Source organism: Verrucomicrobiales bacterium (assembly GCA_016793885.1).
GTDB lineage: Bacteria > Verrucomicrobiota > Verrucomicrobiia > Limisphaerales > UBA11320 > UBA11320.
On sequence record JAEUHE010000039.1, the window covers coordinates 13,279 to 38,880 of the forward strand.

A 25,602-nucleotide genomic window follows, 5' to 3' on the forward strand; every position below is an offset into this window, starting at 1 on the left:
AAGGCCGGCCCTGGAGATTTCTAGCGGCTGACTTCACTTCCGACTTGTGAGACCGCCCGGACTGAAGTATAACCGACACGCTGGATGTCTAGTTCCAGGACACCAGCGAATTCCCGATATTCCAGAGTCGCTCTCCAGTCAAAACGGATTTTGACGATGGTTTCAACGGCCCCTAGGTGGGGCCAGTTGATGAGGGATAGCACGGAGAACCATCAGGACCCCCAGCGTCCACGGCTGGCGGGTTTAGCTGGCCAATTGATGATCAAGATCTTGGCCTGCTGGGATGGTTGCCGATGTGTGCCAGTAGACGTTGCCTTTATGTTACCGAGAATGCTTTGTAGGCTGTTGTTGGTTCGTGTTCTTCTGCCTGGGTTGATCGCGGCCCCCTTGCTAGTGCCTCTGACCGCCGTCCAGGCCGCCTGCCTTCCTCCGCCCGTCGGCCTCGCCACCCTGTATTCGGGTAATGGCAGCGCACTGGAGCCGGTAAGCGGACTCCATGGTCTCATGGGCGCCGGCGTGACAATCACCAATGCCTTCGCCGGCCAAGGCTTCGCCTTTCGGGATGATCCCTCGAGTGTCATGTATCTGCCCGAGAGCCCGGTCTGGTCGCCCACCAACAATCAGTTCAGCATCGAATGCTGGATCCAACCAAATTTTGCGGTGTCGGGGGACAAGTTGGACACGATTCTGTCCAAACGCGAAGGGTGCTCCACGGTCGCTTATCAGTTTGGAGTGTACAAGGGGCACCAAGGCCCGGCAAAGGTCGGCCTGCTGTACTTCAGCATTGGAGGCGTCGGGCTGGATTCCACCAATCGAATTCCCAACGACGGCCAGTTCCATCACGTGGCAGCCGTGTTCGATGGATCCCAAACCAACCAAAATATGCGGCTCTATCTGGATGGAGTGGCTGTGGGTGCCGCCTCGGTCTCGGTCACGATTCCCGTGACCTCGAGCGCTCCGGTCATCGGCCAGCACGGTGGCTGCAATTACTTCAGCAGTGCCGTGATGGACGAGATCAGTTTCTACAACCGGCCGCTGTCGCTTGCCGAGATTCAATCCATCCAAGCGGCCGGCTCTTCCGGAAAATGCATCCCAGCGGTAACGGGCGTTCCGGTTCCTTATTTTACTGATTTTGAGTCGGGGGCAGGAGCCGGTTGGTCGCTTCGTCTCACCGACGGCAGCGAACCCATGCGCTTCAGCCGATTTCTAGGTCGCTTGGGCAGTGACGACGTTCTGCTCACGCTCACCGGACTTTCGCCCGGCACCTCCTACACGCTGGGTTTTGACTTCTATGCCCTGGATTCTTTGGATGGAGGAAACACCTCCAGCGGCGACGTGCTCGGCGTCTGGGCGGACAATCAGCTTCTCTTCCGGGAAAGTTTCGCGAACTACAATGGCAATCCCCCGGGTGGCGTCCAAACCTTTCCACGCTCGCCGGACGAAGGACGTGCGGCCTTCGGTTTCGTGCCTTCCTATGTGGATGCCATCTATCGGAACATTGAGCTGACCTTCGTGCCGTCCAACTCAGTCTCGGTGCTGCGCTTCTGGGGCTTGAACTTGCAGGAGCTGGGGGACGAATCCTGGGGTATCGACAATGTCCGCGTTCGCTCCACGGCTGCGGCCGGGGCTCCCATCATCAGCTCCACCACCCTGCCGACGCCCGGCACCACCCAATCCATTGCGCTGGATCGATTCACGGTGGCCGCTTCCCGCCCTTTGCAACCTGCCGCAGCGACCAACCTGGCTAACTGGTCCCTCCGTTCCGCCGGCCCCAACTCCACGCTCGGGGACGGGGATGATGTCACGGTCGGACTCTCGGCCGCGCTGGTCCCCGCCTTCAACACCGGCCGGAGCATTCAGTTCACCATTTTGGGCGCCGTTCCCCTGCAGCCAGCGCGCTACCGGTTCTCCAGCGGAGCGGGTTTGGTGGATACCAATGGCGTGGCAGTGACGCCCTTCACCCAGGATTTCACCATCGTCCATCCGTCGCCGGGTCGGTTGGAGACTCCGGGTAGCGACAGCATCGCGACGGCCTCGGACCTCAGCATGATCGAGACCCCGGCGGGCTCTGGTTTCCAGACCGCCATTGGGTCTGGCATCTTCAGCGCTGCGGGCGATGTGGATTATTGGCGGTTCGATGCCGAGGTGGGGGATGTCGTCACGCTGCGCCTCGAGACGTTGGGAGCCGGTACCAATCCTCAGATGCAACTCCAGACGGTTTCGGGTTCGAACTTGGCCAGTGTCGGAGGCGGAGCTGATGGAGTTGTGGGCATCGATCGGTATCGGTTCGGTTCCCCGGGCACTTACTTTGTTCGGGTGTGGTCGGATCAGCGTCCGGCAGCCTACCGGCTGAGAGTGGATCTGGGTCGTAGTGCTCAACTCGAGGCTGAGCCGAACGATACGATTGCCCAAGCCACCCCGTTGACCCTGACCTTCGGGGCTGGGCTGGCCCAGGGTCGTGTCGCGGGAACCACCCTGGGTGCTGTCGACCTGTTCGCGCTGTTGAATCTCAATGCCGGCAACTCGGTCAGTGTGACCGCGCGTTATCCCGATGGCTCCACTTTGGCGCCGCAGGGGGTGGTTCTGAGCCTGCTCGCCGGCACTGAGCCGGTGGCGACGGTGGCTGGTAACTCCTTGAACTTTCTGCTTCAGGCGAGCACGAATTATTTGGTGAGGGTCACGTCGACCAACGCCGATCTCCGAAGCCAGTACGTCCTGGATATCGCAGTCAGCGACAGTGTTCCGCCTCAGATCACTTCGACCAGTTTTCCAGCGCAAGGCGGTTCCGCCGCTACGCTGTTCGACCGGTTTACGCTCGGTTTCTCGGAGGATATGAGCCCGGTTGCGGTGACCAACTCCTCGGTTTACGAGCTGCGCAGTGCGGGACCGGACGGGAACTTCAACACAGCCGACGATGCGATCTATCCCATCGTTCCGGATGCTTACTCAACCGGGTTGTCCGCGAGCTATTCGATATTGGATGGTCCGGTTCAGCCCGGCCTGACGCGGCTTCGTGTGAGCACTGGTCTTAGCGACCGGATCGGAAATGGTCTGGCCAGCACCTTCCAGCTCACCTTCACGATCACCAACCCGCCGGGCTATTTTATGGAGACCCGCGGCAATGACGTAGCCGGCAAAGCAGCGTTGTTCCTCAACCCTGGCAACGGGAATCCCAGCGGCACTCTCGGTTTTGCCTACAATCTCACCGGATCTAACAACCCAGAGTTCATGGCGGCCGCCGACCTGAATGGTGATGGTCGCCCGGACCTGGCTGTCGCTCAGCGAGCGGGTGGGGTGATGATTTACACCAACGACGGAACCGGACAGTTAATCGCATCCACCAACCTCACGGGCATCAACGATGCCGTGTCCGTGGTGGTGGGCAGGTTCAATAACGACACTCTTCCGGACCTGGCGGCGACGAGCTACAACGGGGCGTCGGTCGTCTTGGCTTTGGGAGTGCCGGGCGGTTGGGTTGTGGGAACTCCCATCACCGGCGCGCCGGGGGCTTACCAGCATGTCGGGGCTGATTTCAACAACGATGGTTTCACGGATCTCGCCGTGCCGAATTTCAATGGCGGATCGCTCGTTGTGCTGCTGTGCAATGGCAACGGCGGTTTTGCCCCGCCGGTCTCGTATCCCGTGACCGGCAATGTGATGCAGGTGGCGGCTGGGAAACTCAACAACGATGCCCACGTGGATCTGGTGGCGACCAGCACCTCTGGCAACGTTGCTGCCCTCTTGGGTAAAGGTGATGGCACCTTCCAACCAGCAGTGAATTATCCCTCGGGAGCCGGCACTCGGGCGGTGGCGATCGGAGATGTGAATGGAGACAGCTTGCTGGATGTTGTTTCCGCCGCCGTGGGAGATGACACGGTGAACGTTCTGCTGGGCAAAGGTGACGGGACCTTCCTGGCCCGTGTGGATTACAGCTCTGGAGTGTCCGATCCCTATCATCTCGGGTTGGGTGACTTCGATGGCGACGGACGACTGGATGTCTTGGTCCCGGGTTATGGAAGCGGCAACTGGTCGCTGCTCATCAACAACGGCGCCGGTGGTTTTGAAGATCCTAAAGTCTACCCTCTGGGAAATAGTCCGATCGGCACCGCGATCGCCGACTTCAACGCGGACGGTCGTCAGGATGTCGTGTTGAGCCGCTATTCCTCGCGGCTGTTGTCGGCTTACTACGGGTTGCCAAATCTCGCGCCCGCCGAAGATCCCGCGGGCTCCGGCGTTCGAACCCATCTCGCCCGGGGCACGCTCTCCACTGGTGCGGATCAGGACTACTATCAGTTTTTCGGGCAGGCTGGCGAACGAGTGGTGGTGGCGATTGAGGTGCCGGGTGCTCCCAGCAACTCGGGACTCCGGGTTGATCTGTATCGATACGATGATGTCATTCTGAACACCTTCTACGCCACCAGCAGTGGCTGGGGGCAGTCTCCTCCGCTGACGCTGGCGCAGAAAGGCACCTTCTTCGTGCGAGTCACGGAGAATCATGGCTATCGTGGAGAGTATCGCATCCGGGTCACTCGGGTGCCTGCCACGATCGGGTTTGAGGTGGAGGACAATAACACCATCGCGGGAGCGAACTATCCCTCCTTTGTATCCACCAACAGCCAGCTGACTGGCGTGATGGCCGGGTACCTTAGCTACGGCGATGCGCTTGGGGATCACTTCGACCTTGGGTTCCTCGAGGCTGGCACCACTATCAATCTGGGCCTCCAGCAACCCTCCTCCGCCGGGGTTCGTGGCGTGCTCTCGGTTTTGGACGGCTCCGGCCAAGTGCAATCCTCCTCCGCCTCTGGTTCCACCAACCTGAGCTATGTGGTTCCTGTCGGTCCAGGAGGCAACTACTCGGCCCGTATTCTGGCCGATCCCCTGCCGCCTGCCCAAACGTTTGGCGGCACGCCGGGAAGCTCCCTGTTGTTCAACGGCCTCAACCAATATGTGCGGGTGCCGGACGCGCCCGCCCTTCGTCCGGCCAACCTCACACTCGAATGCTGGGTGAATTTCGCCGCTCCGGTGGATGCTGATGTCCTGGTCGCCAAAGGACTGGGCAACGGCGACGACAATTCCTATGCCCTTTGGTATAGCAAGCCCGAAGGAGTCCTTCGAGGCTACATCTCCGGCGGCCCGACGTTGAGCGTGCCTTGGGTTCCTGAGATTGGACGTTGGTACCACCTGGCCTATGTGTTCGATGATGCCGCCAATCTCCAATCGCTCTATGTAGATGGCCAGACCGTGACGGCAGGCACGGTCAACACGTCGATCAACTACGACACGCGGCCGCTGCACTTGGGGGCCGATTCCGTGGGCGATGGGGTGAATCATCATTTTGCCGGCAAGCTGGATGAGATCCGAGTTTGGACTGTGGCGCGGGCTTCCAATGAGATTGCGAGCGCACGCTCCCTGCGTCTGGTCGGCACCGAGCCCGGGCTCGCCGCCTACTGGCGTCTGGATGACGGCGTGGGTGCGGTGGCGGCGGACGCGACTCCGAACTCCAATCAGGGCGCTCTGATCGGGTTCCCGGTTTGGTCTCCTTCAGGCACCGCCGCCCCGTCGTCTGCCCCGCTGGCTGCTCAGTACCTCCTGCGTCTGAACCTCCAGGAAGCCAAGTCCCTGCAGGTTGTCACCACGACTCTGCCTTCGGAAAGCGCCTCTATTAGCAATCTCGTGCAGAGCTTCGTCGTGGGATTCAACGAGGAGCTGGATCCCCAGATCAACCTGCTGAACCGGGTGGTCTATACCCAGGGCTCCCGCCAGTTCGTGGTTTCCGACACGGCCTTGAGCTGGATCGATGCCGAATCCTTGGCGGTCTCCTTAGGTGGTCACCTGGCGCGCGTCACCAGCGCTGATCAGAACGCGTTCCTGGCTCGAACGTTCTCGGCCGCTGCGACCGGCGATCTCTGGATCGGTTACAACGACCGATCCGCCGAGAATTCATTCTCGTGGGTGGGCTCCGGGGCTCCCGGTTATGTTAATTGGCAGAACGGGCAGCCTGATAACAATGGCGGCGCCGACGGGGCCGTCTTGGCGATTCCTGGCGGCGGATGGTACGATGATGTTATCCGCACGCAACGCCGAGGGTTAATTGAAGTTCCCCAACTCCCGGATGCGGACGGAGACGGTCTGGCCTCCTCGTTGGATCCCTACGCCTCGGACCGCTTGAACGGATTTGACCTGCGCGCCTCGGGGACGGACGGACTCTTCGACACCGGGGACGACTTGCTGTACCGGCTGAGGCTGAACACCTACGCGCGGGGCACCAACGTTTCGTTCTTTGTGGTGGACGGTCCGCTTCAATACGGTTCCTACCGCTTTTCGGTCACCCCAAGTATTAAGGATCGGTTTGGAAACGCCTTGGCTGCGAGCTTCGTCCGGCGGTTTGCGGTAGTTCCTGTTTCCGGCTTTGGAATCGAGGGACGCACCAACGGGACTTTGGGTCTGGCTACCCCGGTCACAGGCAGCCTGCCGGGTGCCGCCTTGGACGGCAGCTTCCAGGAAACCTACCGGTTGTCCAAGGGTTCCAAGGCCCACCACCTGGTGGCAACCAATCTGAACGGCGATGCCAACATCGATCTGGTGGTGAATAATTTTGATGACGGCACCCTGTCTGTCTTCTTAGGCCAGCCCGACTCGAGCTTCATCAATCTGACCAACGTTCCGGTAGGGAGCGGGCCGGTCGGATTCTCACTCGCCGATTTCAACAAGGACGGGAAGCTCGACCTAAGTGTCGACCTTTATCAGGCGGCGCGCATGGCGATTTTGCTGGGTGATGGGACCGGTCGCTTCACCGCGTTGACGAACTATGTGACTCCGAGCCAGCCCTACTATCAGGCGGTCGGAGATCTCAATGCCGACGGGAATCTGGATGTGGCCGTGGCGACCGTGGCCGGGGGGAGGGTGACTTTGTTCTTCGGTTTGGGGAATGGCGCCTTCAATCCCGGCGTGGATATCACAACCGGTGCCGGAGCCTTTAGCGTGGCTATTGGGGATATCGCCGGGGATGGCACGGCTGACGACCTTGCGGTGGCCAATCGCAGCGCTCAAACTCTGAGCGTCCTGATCGCCAACGGGGGAGGGACCTATGCCGCTCCGGTGCAATATCCCGTCACCACCACCGCCGGCGCGCTCGCCTTGTATGACTTTAACAGCGACACCTTCCTCGATGCCGTTGTCGTGGCCGGAGGCGATATCAACTACTTCGCCGGCCGGGGCGACGGAACCTTCTTGGATCGCAAGACGTTCGCGGTTCCGACCAGCGATCCCTACGAGACTGCTCTGGCGGATATTGATGGCAACGGAACGATGGATCTCGTCCTGCCCGCCTACGGAAACAGTCGGTTGGTCACCGTGCTCAACTTGGGAGACGATCAGTTTGGTGGCGTGCTGAATTACGCCATCTCTGGCCGCCCTATCTCGGCGGTGGTGCACGACTTCAACAAAGATGGGCGACTCGACATCGCGACGGCCAACCACGACTCGGCCGATATCGCCTTCCTCTACGGAAAGGGCACCCAAATCCCCACGTTGGATCCGGCTACCCGGCTTCGGAGTGTTGCGGCTCGCGGCATGCTTGCGGAGGCCTCCGACCTGGATTACTGGAGCTTCTCCGGCCGGTTGGGCGATCGGCTGACCTTGGCGCTTGAATCCTTGGGGGCAGCTGCGAGCAGTCAGCTTCGCTATTACCTGTATCGGCCTGATGGTTCGGAGGTGGACAACTTCGTGACTGATAATCTCGGCCGCGGGGAGTTCAGCGTCGGTCTGACCGCCGCAGGAACCTACTCCATTCGAGTGGAGCGTTATGACGCCTATGCCGGGGAGTACCGCCTCCGGGTCACGCTGGCTCCGGGTGCTTATCAGAACGAGTCGGAGAGCAACAACACCATCGCCACCGCCGACCCGGTGGCCTTCAGCTTAGCCGATGGCCGTCAAACGGCCGACCTCTTTGGCTACTTCAGCAGCGGGGATTCCGGCGACTATTTCCGGTTAGGCAACCTCTCCCCCGGAACGGAGATCTCCCTCACGCCCCAGAGGCCTGCCAGCGGCACCGTTTTGGCGACTCCGGCGGTTTACGATGCGTCCGAGGCTCTCGTGGCTCTCGCGGCGCCGGGACAGACGAATCTGAGTTATGTCATCCCAGCGGGGCAGTCAGGTGCGCACTATGCGCGGCTGATTCCCACGTTCCTGCGGTCGCCGAACAATGCCACCAATGCGCTCTGGTTTGATGGGGCTGATGACAGCGTCCGTGTTGGCGCCTGGTCGCCAGGCAAGCGATGGACGGCTCAGGCATGGATCTTTCCAACAGCGACCCCAGCGGGGCGGCGCACGATCGTCGGCGGGCTCGGAGGTTGCCAGGACTGGGCCTTAACTCTTCAAGATGGTCGGCCGGGGCTGGCCTATCGTCCAACCGATGGGGCCAGCTCGTGCAGTGCGAGTATCGCCGCGGCAACGCCCGTCGATCTCGCGCGCTGGTATCACGTGGCTGGGGTGTCGGATGGCACCAATGTTTTCCTCTATGTTAACGGCATTCTCGCAGGTACCGCTGCCGTGGATCCCGCCTGGAACCCATATGCGGGTGGCGTGTGGATTGGCGGTGAGGTGTGTTGCGGAAACTATTTTGCAGGCCTGATCAGCTCGGTGTCGATTTGGAATCGGCCGCTTTCCGCCGCCGAAATTGGTTCGTTCCTGGCGGCGAACCCCGTGGGGAATGAAACGGGTTTGGTGGGATATTGGCCCTTGGATGACGGCGCGGGTAATACGGCTCGCGATCTCAGTTCTGTGAATCGACCGGGCACCCTCTTCAATGCCCCGAACTGGAGTCCGCTCTCCCCTCTCAGTCGAGGTGGTTTGGGAGTTCAAGCGGAATATCGGTTAAACATTTCGCTACGCGACACCTCATCGCCCTTTGTTACCACCACCACCCTGCCGGCGGCCGGATCCTCCATCGGAACCCTGCTGGATCGGTTCAGCCTGAGCTACTCCGAGGACATGTCGCCTGCGACCGTGCTCTCCACGAATTCCTATGAACTGAGAAACGCCGGCGCCAACCAGATTTTCGATGCGCAGGATGACTCCTTCTATACCGTTCAAAACTCCCCCGCCTACGCCAACGGGCTGACTGCGAATTACCTCATTCCGGATGGCCCGCTTCAGCCCGGGCTCTACCGGCTTACCGTCCGCACCCAGCTAACGGACACGAGCGGCACACCATTGGCCTCGAACTATGTTCACCAGTTCTCGGTCACCAACACGCCCGGCTTTATTCAGGAAAGCCGCGCCAACGATAGCATCGCGACGGCCGTGGGATTGGGCGCGCCGGTTCCCGGATCGCTCGGGTTATTCCGCGCGGGCAGTCCGGTCGCGGTGGGGACCAATCCCGAGTATTCCCTGCTCGCGGATCTGAATGGTGATGCCAAGCAGGACCTGCTCGTCGTGAACTATGGAGAGAACACCTTCTCGGTATTCCTCGGCGGGGGCGATGGCTCCTTCGCCTTGAAGACGAACTGGACCTCGACGGCCGCCGGACCGCTTCAACCGGTGCTGACCAACTTCAACGGCGATGCCTTCCCTGATTTTGCGGTGGGGAACTATGGAGCCGGCTCAGTATCCATCTACCTGGGCAATGGCAATGGATCCTTCCGCGTCTTGACCAACTATGCAACCGGAACCCAGGTGGTCGGCATGGCCGCGGGCGATTTCAACGGCGATGGGCGCGTGGATCTTGCTTCCGCCAATTATGGCAGCGGCAATGTCAGCGTGCTTCTCGGTCTCGGTGGCGGGCTCTTCCAGCCGGCGGTGCAGTATCCCGTGGGCGGAGCACCCTATCAGCTCGTCACGGGTGACTTTAACAAGGATGGCCGCCTTGATCTGGTGACGGCTACCTACAACACGGACAACCTGGCTTTGTTATTGGGCAAAGGGGATGGCACTTTCCCAGCGCCGTCCACCATCCCGACCGGCAATGCGCCGTATGCGGTGCAATCCGGAGATCTGGATGCGGATGGGAATGCTGACCTGGTAACCAGCGGCTCGGATGGAGTGCTCTTGGTGTTTCGCGGCAATGGCAACGGCAGCTTTCAGACTCCGCTCAAGCTGGCGACCGGTTTGGGTCTGAACTACTACATCGCCATCGGCGACTTGGACAAGAACGGGCGCGCGGACCTTGTGGCAACGGGTTTCAATGTGGATCGGGTGGGTATCCTCTTCCAAACCGGCCCTCTGAACTTCGAGCCCTCGGTAAGCTATGCCACCGGGGGGCGTCCGCTGGGCATCAACATCGGGGACATCAACAACGACAATCGTCCCGATCTAGCGATCGTCAACTATGGGTCGGCCCAGATGACGTTCCTGTTGGGGCGGGAGAAGGAAACTCTTTCGCCCGATGGCGGTGATCAAACCTTTGCGCTGGCCCGCGGCGTGATCTTCAGCAATGCGGACACGGACTACTGGAGCTTCCCGGCAGGGGCCGGCGACTCGGTTCAAGTCGTGATCGAAAATCCCGGTGATCCCGCCGCCAGCGGCCGCTGTATCGACTTGTATTCGCCGGCCGGCGGCAGTGCCATCGAAACTTGGTGCGCCGATTACAATGGACGGGGCACTTTCTCTCGAGTTTTACCCAGCGCCGGAATTTACTCATTGCGCGTCCGCTACAACTACAGTTTCGCCGGGGAGTATCGATTGCGGGTCTCGGTGGTCTCTGCTCCCGTGCAGGTGGAGGTCGAATCCAATGACAGTACGGGAGCCTCGCAGAGCCTAACCTGGACCGAATCGCCGACCAAGCGCTCGGCCAAAGTCTTCGGAACAATCCATCGGGACGACTCTGCCGGCGACTTTTTCCGCTTGGGCAATCTGTCGGCGGGTGTGCTCCTCCAGTTGAGCCACACGGCTCCGGCGAGCAGCACGCTCTCGCATCAGTGGGCGGTCTACAAGGGAAACACCCTCCTGACCAACGCGCCGGCAGCGGCCGCGAGCTTCGCCTACGCGATTCCGCCGGGGGCAGGCGATGATTATTATGTTCGGGTAACTGCCTTGAGCGGGACCTCCGGACTTCAAGCCACCTATTTCTTGGGCTTGGAGGTTTTCGATGGAGAAGGGCCCCAGGTGGTATCCACGACGTTGCCTCCCTCCGGGAGTGCGAGCGAAAGTCTTATCGATCGGTTCTCGTTGGAAGTCAGCGAGGACTTGAATGTCGAGATCGCCCGGCTGGCACAGCGCCCGGTGGTCAACGGAACGCATGCGTATCAGCGCACCAGTGTCAGCACATCCTGGCGCAACGCGAGCGAGGAAGCCCGGCTGCTCGGCGGGACATTGGTCACGATCAACGATGTGCTGGAGAATCAATGGCTCAACGACACCTTCGGTGGCGGCCTGTGGATCGGTCTGTCTGATGAGTTGCAGGAAGGAAGCTTCGTCTGGCAGGACGGGGCGGCCACCACCTTCGTCAATTGGAATGCCGGTGAGCCCAGCAATTCCGCCAATGAGGACTTTGCCGTTCTCCTGGACGGTGGAAAATGGAATGACGAGGGATTGGCCGGATCCCACTTCGGGATCATGGAGTTCGCGGGCAGCGATGGGGACGGCGACGGGATTCCCGATGTCGTCGACGTCTATCCCAGCGACCCCTACAATCTCTTCGACCTTCGCGGGGCCGGAGCCGACGATGCTTTCGACACCTCCGATGATGTTCGCTACACGCTTCAAGCCCCGGCCTATACGTCGGGGACCTCGCTGGCTTTCGCGGTGCTGAACGGGCCGATTCAGCCCGGCCGCGCGCGCCTCCGCGTGACCACGTCGCTGCGTGACCGTTTGGGCAACCCATCCACTGCCGTTTACGACCAGGTATTCAGCATTGTTTCCATCCCTGGCTTGCAGGCGGCGAGCCAGACCAACTCCACCCCGTCCACCGCCACACCCCTGGCGTTGCAGGAAGGTCCAGTCAATTTCCGGACCGCTTTGGCCCGCGGCAAGTTGTTCGGCAATGGCGACGCGGAGTATTGGAGTTTCAACGGTAAGGCCGGCGATTTGGTCAGCATCGCAGCGGAGGTTCCAGGCGCGCCTGGAGCCACGGGACTGCGGTATCGAGTGCTCTCAACGACGGGCGCGGCTATCATAGATTTATACGCCGAGTACGCGGGCTTTGGCCAGTCCGACCCCGTGACCCTCGCCAGCAATGGTGTTTACCGGGTGCTGGTGACCCAGAACTATGGTTATTATGGCGAGTATCGTTTCCGAGTGGCGCTCTCAACCCCACCCCTGCAGGTCGAAAACGAGGCCAACGATTCCATTGCCACGGCCTCCTCGTTGGCGCTTCAGCAGGATGGCAATGCCCGCTTCGGTGCGGCCATGGGAACCCAAGGCAAGGCGGCCGATCTCGACTACTTTGCCCTGGGCAACATCACGAATGGTTCCTCTGTGTTCCTGAACGTGCGCCTGCCGCAGGGGAGTACCTACGTCCCCGTGGTGGCGCTCTACAACGCCGCGGGCCAGTATCAGAATGAGGTCGTTGGCGGACGCGCCGGCGATGAGATCGCCGAGGTCCGCGTGTTGGCCACAGGGAATTACTTCGCGCTGGTCCGGGGCGGTGGTGGCAGCCTGTCCGATATCCGATCCCAGTACCAGCTCGACGTGCAGGTAGTGCCTACCGGATCGGTGAGTTTCCCCAATCTGCAAGTCACCGACCTAAGCCTTCCCGGAGGAAGTCCGCTGAGCGGCCAGTCCATCTCGTTTGGTTTCTCTGTGACCAACGTAGGACAGCTGGCTACCCCCGTGAGTTCCTGGGTTGATCGTGCCGTCCTTTCCCTAAACCCCGTTCTGGGCGATGCGGATGATATTCCGCTGGGATTCTTCAACCGGGTTGGAACGTTGAACCCCGGCGTGGGCTACGCCGTGAACGGGTCGGCCACCTTGCCCGAGGGCGTGAGTGGCGATTACCTCCTGATTGCCCAAACGGACGCGGGCAATGCCGTGAACGAATTCATTTTCGAAACGGACAACATCACGGTCTCGGGCAATAGCTTCCGAATCAACCGGGCTCCCTATCCCGACCTCAAGGTCGAGGATCTGCAGGCGACCGGTCCTACCGGACAGGGCATCTACACCCTTCGCTGGCGGACGGCAAACCGCGGCGATGGTCTAGCCAAGACTGGCTTCCGTGATCGTTTGGTGGTGCGCAACCTCAACAATGGCCAGGTCATCGTCACCTCGGACATCCCCGTCCCGGCAGGCTTGGCGGTGGGTGCATCGCTCCAGCGAGAGACGACCGTGACCACTACCAACGCAGGCACCTACCAGGTGCAGGTAACCACCGATGCGCTGAATGAGAATTATGAGTTTGATGCGGCGGGCCACGACAGCGCGGAGCTTAACACCGCCGTGACTCAATTCGTCATCGCGCAGTTCTTTGAGATCGCCGTGGGTGCCAGCCCCTCCGAGGGGGGCGCGGTGACCGGTGCGGGTTCGTATGTGAGTGGGAATCCCCTGACGGTTACGGCCAAGGCCAATACCAACGACCGACCCTACTTCTTTGTGAACTGGACCGAGGCTGGGGTGTTCCAGAGTGCATCGCCGAGCTATTCCTTCACGGTGTCCCGTCCGCGCAGTCTGGTGGCAAACTTCAGCCTGCCCGCCTACTCCATCACCGCCTCGAACAATCCCGTGGTCGCCGGGAGCATCGAGGGTCAAGGAACCTATTTCCACGGCGCCAGTGCGGTGTTGATCGCCAATCCGAATCCTGGCTATCGCTTTGTGAACTGGACCGAGCAAGGTCAGGTGGTTGGATTGCTTCCTAGGCTGACGAATACCATCACGGCTCAGCGCTTCTTGGTCGCCAATTATGCGGAAGCCAATCCGTTCCATGTGGTCACCACAGCAACCTCTCCCAGTGGCCTGGCGGTCATCAGCGGTTCCGGCACCTACTCAAATGGCCAGTCAACCACCATCACCGCTCCGGCTCGACTGACCAACTCGCCAACTCTTTTCACGTTCCGCGAGTTTCGCCTGAACGGATCTCCCGCCGGATCCACTCGGTCGTTCAGCAAGACATTCTCGACCCTGGATCCCACCAACTTGCAGTACATCGCCTACTACGATTCCAACAGTCTTCTGCCCGTCGTGGTGCGCGCGAGTGGTGGGTTCACAAACATCGGCGTCGGGGGCTACACCACGGTCACCAACCCGGTGCCGGCGAGCTCGGACTACCGTATCAGCCTGCAGTTTGACCGATCGATGAACCCGGCGATCAATCCCCTCGTCCTGGTCACCAACAGCTCGGGGGCGGCGCAGCCCAGCCTCACGGGCGCGGGCTACTGGCTTTCCACCATCGAAACGAACGACACCTACCGGACGCCGGCTATCGGGTTCGGCCCGGGACTGGATGGCTTGTCGCTGGTAAAGGTCTCCCGTGCCCAAGACAAGACGGGCTTGACGATGGCGGCGGCCGATGTCCTGGCGTTGGTGGTTGATGTCACGCCGCCCGTCCAACCCTCCCCCGTTCTAGTTTCCTCAAATTCGGCATCGGCCACCTTTGGTTGGTCTAGCTATGCGGCACCCGCCGATCTGGGTGGATTCCGGGTTTATCGCGCCTCGACACCCTTCACAGTGCTAACCGGTCTGACTCCGATTACCACCCTGGGGCGGAACGCTCGATCCCATGTCTTCACCGGGCTGTCCTTGGACACCCCCTATCACATCGCCATCGTCGCGCTCGACGCCGCGGGCAACGCTCCTTCGACGGTCGCTTCCATCCCCATGTCCTTGCCGCGGTCGGTTCCGGCTCCGGTGGCGCTCGTACTCACTGCCCAGGACGCCTCGTCGGCTTCGCTTTCGTGGGCCGGCTACTCCACGGCTAATCTGCTTGGATTTGAGGGATTCTGGTTATTTTACGAAACGACGCCGTTCACATCCGTGCAGGGCTTGACTCCCAAACAGACCCTGGGCGCAGGAGTTCGCTCCGCCGAGGTGTTGGGTCTGGATCGATCCTTTACTTATTATGTGGCTGTCGTTGGTTACAATTCGGCCGGCGGTCACAACCCGCAGGTGACGACTCAAACCTGGAAGGATCCCTTTGCCGGACGGATCACCTCCAACTTGAACCTCGGTTCCGCCGATGCGCCGGTGGTGGATATCCTGCAGCCGATGGTGATCACCAGCAATGCGACCCTCACGGTTCGAGCCGGGACCACGATTCGCTTCGCCGCGGGCGCCGGAATTACGGTCGAACAGGGACGGCTGGTGGCGAGTGGTAGTGCGTTGGATCCGATCGTCTTCACCTCTGCCAATGATATCGCCGGGCTTGAGGCCAATCCGGGTGACTGGAAGGGGATCACGCTGAGCGCGGGTGCAACCGGATCGGTTCTCCGGCACGTGTTCGTCCAGTTTGGTGGCGGCCTGACCCTTAGCAACGTCTCGCCCACCGTGGAGGCGTTTACAGCGCTTCGCAACTCGCCGGCTGGGCTCACTTTGCTGGGCTCCGCCTCGCTGACGACAACCGAGGCTTTGATCGCCTTCAACGACATCGGACTGATCAGCACCAGCACTGGAGTGGTGAACCTCCGACAATCGGTGGTGAAGAACAATCCTACCAACGCTTTCTCAGCGGGTGCTGGCTCCATCATTGCGACTCAAAACTGGTGGGGAACCTCGGTCGCCGGGGAGATCGATGGCTCTCTGCGCGGGACTGTCAACCGATCCGGATTCCTGTTGGGCGAGCCCTTGCTGACGCCCGCGATCGGGCTGTCCAACGGCGTGACCCAAGTGGGTAGCCGCGACATCCGCCTCCGGCTCGCCTGCCGCACCGCCGACTCCGTGCGTGTGAGCGAGGATTCCGCCTTCCTGGCCATCTTCTATCAGGCCTTCCGCAGCCCATTGGATTATCAGTTGAGCGACGGGGGTGGTTCGAAAACGGTCTACGCTCAGTTCCGCAGTGTAACGGGTCAAACGAGCGCTCCGGTTGCTCTGACACTCAGCTACATCACCGCCGGTCCCAATCTGACCGCCTTCAGCCTTACGGAGGGGCAGGTCCTCACGCGACCCTTGACGGTCACGGCAGGCGCCTCTGCGCCTTTGGGGATGGCGGGCATCGACTTCCTGGTCGATGGTCAGCTGGTCGCCACCCAGCCCGGCGGCGCGTTTGCTTATCGTTACGATATGCGCTCGTCCACCAACGGAGTGCACCGCGTTCGCCTTGCCGCCCGCGACACCAGCGGGAACCTCGCCACGCGGGAGCTGAACGTGACGTTCAATCTGTCGCCTCCGCCCGCACCGTTGATCACCACTCCCGCCAGCGATCTGAACGGAAGCGAGAGCACGATCTCCGTGCGGGGCACAGCTGAGCCTCTGATCCCGATTCGTTTGGTGCAGAACAGTGCCCCGGCCGCAACTGGTGCCGCCGACGCTGCCGGCAATTGGAGCTTCGACAACGTATCGCTGGTGGAAGGCAACAATGCCTTCGTTGCGACGGCTTTCGACACCCTAGGCTCCGCGGTTTCCGGGATCCGCAATGTGGTCCGAGACACCGGACCACCCGCTGCTCCTGTGCTGGACACTCTGTACTACAACGTCATCGAGGGGTTAGGTCTGTCCTGGACGTTTGCGACCGCTGGCGAGCGACCGGCGTTCTTCCGTGTCTATTGGCACTCGAACAGCTTCACGACCACCGCGCAGGCCAGTCGTCAAAGTCCGATCTTGACCGCGATGAACTACCGTCCCTCGGGGCTCACGCCGGGAAACTACTATTTCGCGGTGGTTGGTTACGACAGCGCGGGGAATGCCAGTGCGCTCTCCAACCTGGCTCCCTTCAACTACGATCCCGTCCCGCCGTCCTTCACGGTTTCCTACAGCAAGGTTTCACCTGTGGCAGTAGGCCCTCTGAGGATCACTCTCGTTTCCTCGGAGCCGCTCGTTTCCGTTCCCTCGCTGACCCTGGTACCCACCGGCAGCACGCCGGTGGCACTCACCCTTAGCAACGCGGCCTTGAACACCTTTGAGGCGACTCTGAATGTCACGCCTTCCTTTGCCTCTGGTGCCTTGGGTTTGGTGGTGTCGGGCCGGGACCTTTCCGGCAACACCTTCAATGGACCGCCTCAGGGTCCGTCGATGGCTATTGATGTCCGGCCTCCCACCGGCAGCATTGTCACGGTGCCTGGAGCGCCGGTTCAAACGACGAACGCGACGCTGGTAACGGTGAGCCTCACGCTCAATGAACCCGCGAAACCCGGGACTACCCCGACGGTGGGCTTCACCCCGCCGGTCGGACCGCTCGTCAACATCCCGGTCACCGGAAACGGCTCCAACTGGATTGGATCGTTCACCGCCGTGGCCGCCATGGGTTCTGGGTATGGCACGTTCACCCTCAACGCGCGCGACGCGCTGGACAACATCGGTCAACTGATCACTTCCGGCCAAACGTTGGAGCTCTACAACACAGCGCTGCCCAAGCCGCCCGGACAGCCGGTTAACTTCTCCGCCAGCAGCTTGAGTGAGGGTCGGGTTCGATTGTCATGGACCGCCGTCTCGAATGCCGAGAGCTACCGCCTCTATTCGCAGCCCGGCACCAATGTGTTCCTAACTCCGACCAACATGGTCGCTGAGACCATCCTTTCTAACAGCTGGATCGATTTGCCGCCGTCGGACGGTTACCACCTCTACAGTGTGACCGCTGTTCGTCGGGGTTCGGAAGGAACCAACTCCATCACCCGCGCCGTGATCTCGGATCGAACGCCGCCTCCCACTCCGGTTCAGGTGGCCGTCCAACTGCTGAGCAGCGGCGTCCAGGTTTCATGGGCGGCTGGAGCCGGTGAGGTCCCCTCCCTGTTCAAGGTCTATCGCAACGGCCAAGCGATCCGCACCGTGAATGGCTCGGGGGCTACGGCCATTGTTGACTCTCCGCCGCGTGGGGTGATGAGCTATACGGTGGCTTCCGTGGATGCGCTGGGCAACGAAGCGATCAGCAGCGCCGCCAACATCGAACTGTTTGTGGGCGCGGTTCAGAACTTCACTGCGCTGGTGCGTTCGGGTGAACCGCCTCAGTTGACCTGGAACTCCTCGGACAACACCGCCGTCGGATACAATGTCTACCGCAACGGCATCAAACAGAACGGCGCCCCGCTGACAGCGCTTCAGTTCACTGATGCGTTGGGCGTTCAAGCTGGCAGCCGTATCCAGTACATCGTCAGGGCCGTCAACTCGACCAACGCCGAGAGCGCCCCGAGGACGGTCAACGTGAACGATGTCTCACTGGGATTCTTCCACAACCTCGCCGGCGATGTGGAGCAGCCGCTGGTAACCGACTACTTCGACAACCTGTTGGTGATCGTGTCGAATCGAACGACCTCTGCGGCTTTGCCCTTGGGCGTGGTTCAGGTTCACCGTTCGATCCTGGGCTTGCCGTCGCTCTCCCGGAGCAACCAGGTGCACGAGCCGGTGCCCGAGGGCGGGGTGCTCGAGACCTCGGTCATCATGCCGGCAGCGAAGGCTCCGGAGCCGGAAGGCTTCCTGGTGCGCGCTATTCAGGACGCCGATGCCGGTGGCAGCCGGGCGATCTACGAGGAAGCATTCGCTGGCGGAGCGGTGGTGCGTCCTGCGACTCGCATGACCTTGAACGCCACCCAACAGCCTCTGGCCGGTGGCCTTTCGACCCTGAGCCTGACGGTCTTCAATCAGGGGTTTGCCGATTTGGATCTGCTGGTCACACGTGCCAATGGGTCTGACCCCGGAGATCTGTCGATCTCGGTCCAAAACTCCCTCGGAGCCGAAGTCAGTAAACTGGATTACATCGGCGTTCCTCCTGGAACCATCTTCACTTCCGACGGCCGGGGCTATCTGCGCATTCCTCCCGCCGGATCGCGCTCGATCACCATCCCGGGGGTTCTGGTCCCTGAATCCCTGGGGACCAACAGCGCCGCGTTCGTGGCCACGTTCAGCAAGCTCTACTACCGGCTCGGTCAGGAGAACGAAGACGTCTCCGGGCCGATCTCCGGCTCCATGGTCTCTGCTTTGGCGGTCACCCCGTACTATGGCGTTGCGACGACCGACAGCCGGCTTTATGCCGACCGCGATCCCATTATCATCAGCGGCCAGGCCATCGACCGGGCGACCGGCCAGCCGAAGCCCAACGCCCCGCTGCGCATCGGGTTTTCGATCAGTGGCGCCAAGTTCTGGAACAACGTGACCAGCGATATCTCCGGTAGCTTCACCTACACCTACAATCCTCCTCAGGGTATGAGCGGCACCTTGAACATCTGGGCCGCCCACCCCGATGTGGTCGACACTCTCAATCAGGCCGAGGTGAAATTGTATCGCTGCTACCTCAGCCCTGCCAATGTGGATATTCGGATGTCCAAGAACGGGACCCAGCGGTTTTTCCTCACCCTCATCAACACGGGTGACGAGGAGCTCACCGGCTTCGCTCTGGCAAGCAGCGCCTACACCTTCGTGGGTGACGTCAAGACCCCGACCTCGACCGTCACCGCGCGTTCGTTGATGGAAACCAACTTCGTGCTGCGCCCTCGATCCACCGAGAAGATCAACTTCGAATTGGTGGCCACCCTTGACGCCCCCGACAACGCGGTCATCGACTTCAACCTTCGCTCCAGCGAAGGAGCCTCGGCCACCTTCCACGCCAACTTGACGTTGCTCCAGGCGAACCCGCTGCTCGTTCTGACGGATCCCTCGGTGGGCTATGTGGAGGCGAGCGTCAATCGAGGTGACATCCGCAGCCGGTCAGTCACCATCGTCAACCGCGGCTTGCGTCCGCTGCAAGGCGTCACCATGCAGCTCCCGACGAATGTCACCTGGATGTCGGTGAACCTGCCAGCCAACTCCAACGGAGTGGTCAACCTGCCCGACCTCCCGATCGGGTCGAGCAACAGCTTTACGGTGGTCTTTGCCCCGCCCGCCTCGACGCCGCTGGATGCTTTTCAGGACAAGCTGATCATCCGGGGAACCAACTCGCCCGCCGTCTTTGAGACCGGGCTTTTCGCTCTCGTCACTTCACAGGCCAAGGGGAGTGTGCGCTTCTTCGTCGACAACATTCTGGTGGAGCCGGTGCCCAATGCCACCGTGCGCATTCGAAACACCCTGATCGGTCAGGACTTCACGGTGAAGACCGATGCCAACGGCTTTGTGACCGTGAATGATCTGCAGGAAGGTCCATGGGCCTGGCAGGTAACGGCGGCGGGTCATTCCGCCGAGGTGGGCGTCATCGAAGTGATCCCTGACCAAACGGTGCTGGTGGAAACCCGGCTCTCGCGGGCCCTGGTCACGGTCAACTTCTCCGTCGTCCCGGTGCCCTACACCGATCGCTACGAGATCGTCATTGAGCAGACCTTTGAAACGCATGTGCCCGCTCCCGTGCTCGTGCTCACGCCGCCGCACATGGATTTCAAGAACGTAGGCTATGGCTATGAGGCCACCTACATCATGACCGCCAAGAACTACGGCCTGATCCAGATGACGGATGTCACCATCCGAGGCATGAGCGATGGTCGAGGTGGCGTCTTGTCCCCGCTCATCAGCTATCTGCCCGTGCTCCGCGCCCAGGAATCCGTCGAGATCCCGATGCGCTTCACCTTCCAGGCTCCGAACACCGGGTCCGTCGCCGGGGCGGGCAAGGTGGCCAGAACCTATACCGATCGGCGTAAGAGTCTGACCCGCGACATCGACGCCGATGGAAATATCACGGGTGGCGTTCAGTTCCCGCCTTCCTTCGGCGACAACGCGACACCGTCGCAGGCCTTTGCGGACTGCGCCACCGGCGGGTTGGGCGGGTTGGCGGATCTGGTGGGCGGCCTGATGGCGATCGCCAACGCCTGCGCGACCTGTGCTGACTTGCGCACGGCCATGGCCATCGCAGCGAGCGCCGCGATTACCTACTCGGTGCTCTGCTCGCCCAACTTCAGTCCCATTCCGGTCTCACCTCTCCCATGCCCTTCGGGGAACTGGGTGGTCTCCTTCTTTATCAACCTGGCCAGTTGTGCGTGCCAAGCGTTAGGATGCTTTGGTGCGGGTGACGGCGGAAGCAGTAGTCCGGGCTCCGGTTTGGGTCGCGGACCTCAAAGCTTCTCGCAGTTCAGCCCGGGCGGTCCCGGATGCTTCACGGCTGACACACTGGTTACCCTGGCCGATGGATCCACCAAGCGCATCGATGCGGCGGTGGTTGGGGACCGAGTTAAGACGGGGCCCGGCTCCGGCGACTATGCGGTGGTGCGCGAAGTCCAGACCCGCAAGGTGGTCGACCTGCTGGTGATTCATTCCGAGAGCCGCACCTTGGAGACCACCGCGGAACACATGCTCTGGTTGGACGGCAAAGGCTGGTCCCAAGCGGGTCAAGTTCGGGTGGGCGACTGGCTGACCGACACCACTGGCGAGCGCGTCCGGGTCAACAGGATCGAGCATCAGCCCGGGGAATTCACCGTCCACACTCTCATCAACTCCGGCGATCATACCTTCTATGCCAATGGCCTGCTGGTGCAGGACAGCTGCGGAGCTCCGTCGGTGGTCGCGCCGTTCTCCGGCTTCACCCTTCCGCCGCCCAGGATTGAGGACGCGCGGGCAAAGGAGGTGGCCCGATGAACACCCCTCTCACACTCCCTCGAACTGAATCAGCTCTGGATATGTTCCTGCCTAGAACTTTGAAGACACTCGCGCATCGCTGGCTGATGGTGATCAGCCTGATTCTCCCGCTGGCCAGCCTCCAGGGCCAGCAGCAATTCCAGGGCGTCTGTTCCCGGGTCAAAATGGTCATCGAACAGGAGCTGACCTTGGAGCGAATCGGGTTTGAAGCGACCCTGGAGGTGACGGATAATGATGGGGCCGATCCGATCACTGACTTCTTTGCGGAGCTGACGTTCGAGAATCCGGTCGGTGGAACCAATGGCGCGCCGGTCGATGCCTCATCGCTCTTTTTCGTTCGGGCCCCGACTTTCCAAAACATCAACAGCATCGATGGGAATGGAGTGATCGCTCCCACCACCAAAGCGGTTATCCGGTGGTTCATCATCCCCAAGATCGCTGCGGGTGGAACCAGCCCCGCCGGGTTGCGCTATCGCGTGGGTTGCAAGTTGGCCGGCAAGATCCGTGGGGCCACCATTCCTGGTGATGTCTTGTTCGCGGTTCCGGACACGATCACCGTCCGTCCCGAACCCCAGCTCGAGATTAACTATTTCCAGCCTCGCGATGTGCAAGGCGATGATCCGTTCACTCCCGAAGTTGAGAGTCCCATCCCGTTCACCCTGGGTGTGTTGGTGAAGAACGTGGGCCACGGTCCGGCTCGTAAGCTTAAGATCGATTCCAAGCAGCCGCGGATCGTCGAGAACATCAATGGATTGTTGTTGGTGGCTCAGTTGCTCGGCGCGCGTGTTGCGGACGTTCCGCAGCGGACCCCCAGCCTGTTGGTGGATCTGGGCGACATCCAGCCTGGACAGACTCGCAAGGGTTCCTGGGATATGATCACCTCGCTGTCGGGCGAGTTCGTAGATTTTCGCGCCAGTTATCGGCATGCGACGGAACTAGGCGGGGAGGAGACCTCGGTCATCATCGCTCTCAACGCCCATTTTATCGCGAAGGAGGTTCTTAACGACGAGCCGGGGCGCGATCAGCTCAAGGATTTTCTCGCTGACGTAGACCGGGATGTCGACATGTATCCGGACAGCCTTTACGAAAGTCAGGGCGAGGTGCTGCCCGTGAACCTGCTTTCCGACGCCACGGTCATCGGCAGCGCCGGGGCAGGCGGAAGCTTCGAAGTTCGAGTGAGCGCCGACAAGGACGGGTGGGGTTACGTGCGAGTGGTCGACCCCGGGCAAGCCAAGCTGAAGATCGGGAGTGTGGTTCGTTCCGATGGCAAGGTCGTCAACACGAACAATGTCTGGACGAATATCCGCTACACCAAGCTGGGAAACACGCGTCAGAACTGGCTCAATATTTTCGATCGGGTCGACCTGGGTAACTACACCTACCGAATAACGTATGCTGCCGGCGGTCCCGACACCATAGCTCCCGTCACCACCTTGCACTTCGCCGGCCCGGCGACCGAGTCTGGCTCCACGGTGTTTATCACGCCCGCAACGCAGATGTACTTCATCTCCGAGGACGTGAATCCGGTCAGCATCGTCTACAGTCTCACCAATTCTCCGTTCATTCCGGCCTTACCCTTCACACTCAACCAGCCGGGGAATTACAAAATCGTGTACTATGCCACCGACAACGCGGGTAACCGGGAGGTGGCCAAAACCAACCTCCTGGTGGTCTCGGGTGAGGCCTCGTTGGATTTTTCCAAAGTCACCTCGCCAGCGGACGCGATCTTTGTTCCAGGCGATGCTCTCTCCATTCGGCCGTCCGAGGCTCCCATCCAGTTTCAGATTCAACCCAATCCCGCGGAGACGGCAGCCAAGCTGGACATCTTTCAGGGTGTGATCGGCTGGGTAACCGTCAGCAATACCCCGAGCTCGCCGACCCGCAATACCTCCGCGACGCTCACCATCGGCGGGGACCAGGTGCAGTGGTATCGGTATCGTTTGGATTCTGCTGCGTGGAGCGCCGAAATTCCGGTCACCTCCCCGCTCGTTTTGAGCAATCTGTCCAATGGTCCGCACACGGTCGCAGTGCTGGGGCGATCCAGCCAGGGTAGCTACCTTCCCGAAACCAGCGCTGTGGTGGTGGGATGGACGATCAACCCCACCGCGCCGCCGGTCTTGATCTCGGGTGTTCCCCCGACGCCGAGCCGGCTGCGAAACGCGACTCTGACGATTGGCGGATCCGGAGTGACCGATTACCGCTGGACCCTCAACGGCTCTTTCTTCCGCGCGGAGACTCCCGTGGCTAACCCGCTCATCCTCCCGACTCTCGATCCGACTCAGCAGGTGGTGTCGGTGGTGGGCAAGTCAGGCGGCATCTTCCAGCTGATCAGCAACGCGACCACAGCGACCTGGCTCACGGATCCCACCTATGGATCCGATTTTTCGTCGCTTCCCAAAGTATACACCCGAGTGTTTACCAACGTGGCAACCAACCTCATCTCCTTCAACTGGGATGGGAAAGACCAAGGGGGTGCCATTCTGCCGCCCGGGTATTACACGGCCCGCATCACCCTCAGCGATGCGCTGGGCCGTACCAATTTCACGACGCGGCTGATCCAAATCGGCAACCTCACTTCCGATCCACAGACCTTGGCCGATGTCATCCGTGGCCCGCGCAACCCTCATGCCCGGGGACGCTGGGGCGTGTGGCAGGATCAAAGCGACGGCTATTCTCAAGTGTACGCGCAGAATCTCGCGGAGTCAGGCACCCAACCCTTAAAGCTCACTTCTGGGATCCTGAGCCAGGAGTCGCCCAAAACCGATGGGCGTCATGTGGTCTGGCAAGGCCGACAGACGAATGCAACTTGGGACATCTACATCAAGGATCTGCAGAGCGCCGCACCTCCCCGAAAGATCACTGACACCGCCAATCGCGATGAGGTGAATCCGTGCATCGAGTGGCCGTGGGTCGTTTTCCAAAGTCGCGTGGCCGGCAACGCCAGCGCCCCGTGGCAGTTGCGCGCCTACCATGCCGTCTCGGGGGACACCGTGATCGTTTCCTCCTCGACCCAGGATCAGCTGGATCCCGACATCCAGGAGGGCCGAGTGGTTTGGCAGGACTTCCGCAATGTCGGATTCGGAGAAATCTATTTCAAGAATCTGGAGACTGGCGAAGCGCGAAGGATCACCACCAACCCCTTCGGTCAGTACAGCCCGGCGATCTACGATCGATGGATCGTCTGGGCGGACAACCGCAACGACCAGGTGGATATTTACGGATACGATCTGTTCCGGGACACGGAAGTCCGCATCACTCAGACTCCCGAGGATGAGTTCCGTCCCTACTTGGACGGAACTTGGCTGGCGTGCCTGGAGGACTCTTTGGGAGTTACCCAACCCAACGTCCGCCTGATTCATCTTCCCACTCTGCGGGCGGTACCCATCACCCGCACCCGCACCCAAAAGGACCGCGTGGCCATCTCGGGTGGCCGCGCCGTCTGGCAAGAGGCGGTGACCAACCTGGCTCGAATTCAGGTGGCCGAGCTGCCCGCACTCCAGGCTGTCTTCCAGAATGCCAACGCCGTGGCGATTACGCCGGCCATGGCTTCTTCGCAGCGCAATGCCCACACCTTGCTGACCCTCTGGCATCAGCAAGCCGGCATCCAGTCGATCAGCCGTTATTCCTCCCTGGTTCCCAAGCCCGTGAAGGAGACGGCCACTTGGAGCGGTGCCGGGCCGAGTGGCGCCAACTTTGATCTCGTGGCGGGAAGCTTCCTCTGGATCGAGTTTGAGTCTGGCCGAGTTCTCGACCTCGGGGCAGCTGGTGCCGCCAGCCTGAACCTGGCCTCCGGTGTCAATGCCTTCAGTTTCTCACGCTTTCCCAGTCAATACAGCGCCTACCAGTTGCTCGGTCAGCTGGGGGTCGCCAATGCCCGTGGGGTTCGGATGTTGGACTCCGAATCCGGCCGGTGGCTGGTGGCCAGTTATGAGTCCGGGCGTTTGGTGGGTAACGACTTCCTGATACCCAAGGTTGCCGTCCTTTTGCTCGATATGGCGAATCCGGTGAACAATTTCCGTCCTTGATCCGATC

General features: G+C 61.1%; 2 protein-coding genes. Both read left to right on the forward strand.

Annotated features, from left to right (window positions below):
• Positions 1–330: 330 nt before the first annotated feature.
• Entirely contained in the window at positions 331–21,570 is a 21,240-nt protein-coding gene (locus JNN07_05010) for a VCBS repeat-containing protein (GenBank protein MBL9167077.1), read from the forward strand.
• Positions 21,567–25,595: a hypothetical protein gene (locus JNN07_05015; protein ID MBL9167078.1), complete on the forward strand. Its 4,029-nt coding sequence runs from the start codon at positions 21,567–21,569 to the stop codon at positions 25,593–25,595. Before JNN07_05010 ends, JNN07_05015 begins: the two co-directional genes overlap by 4 nt.
• Positions 25,596–25,602 lie beyond the last annotated feature (7 nt).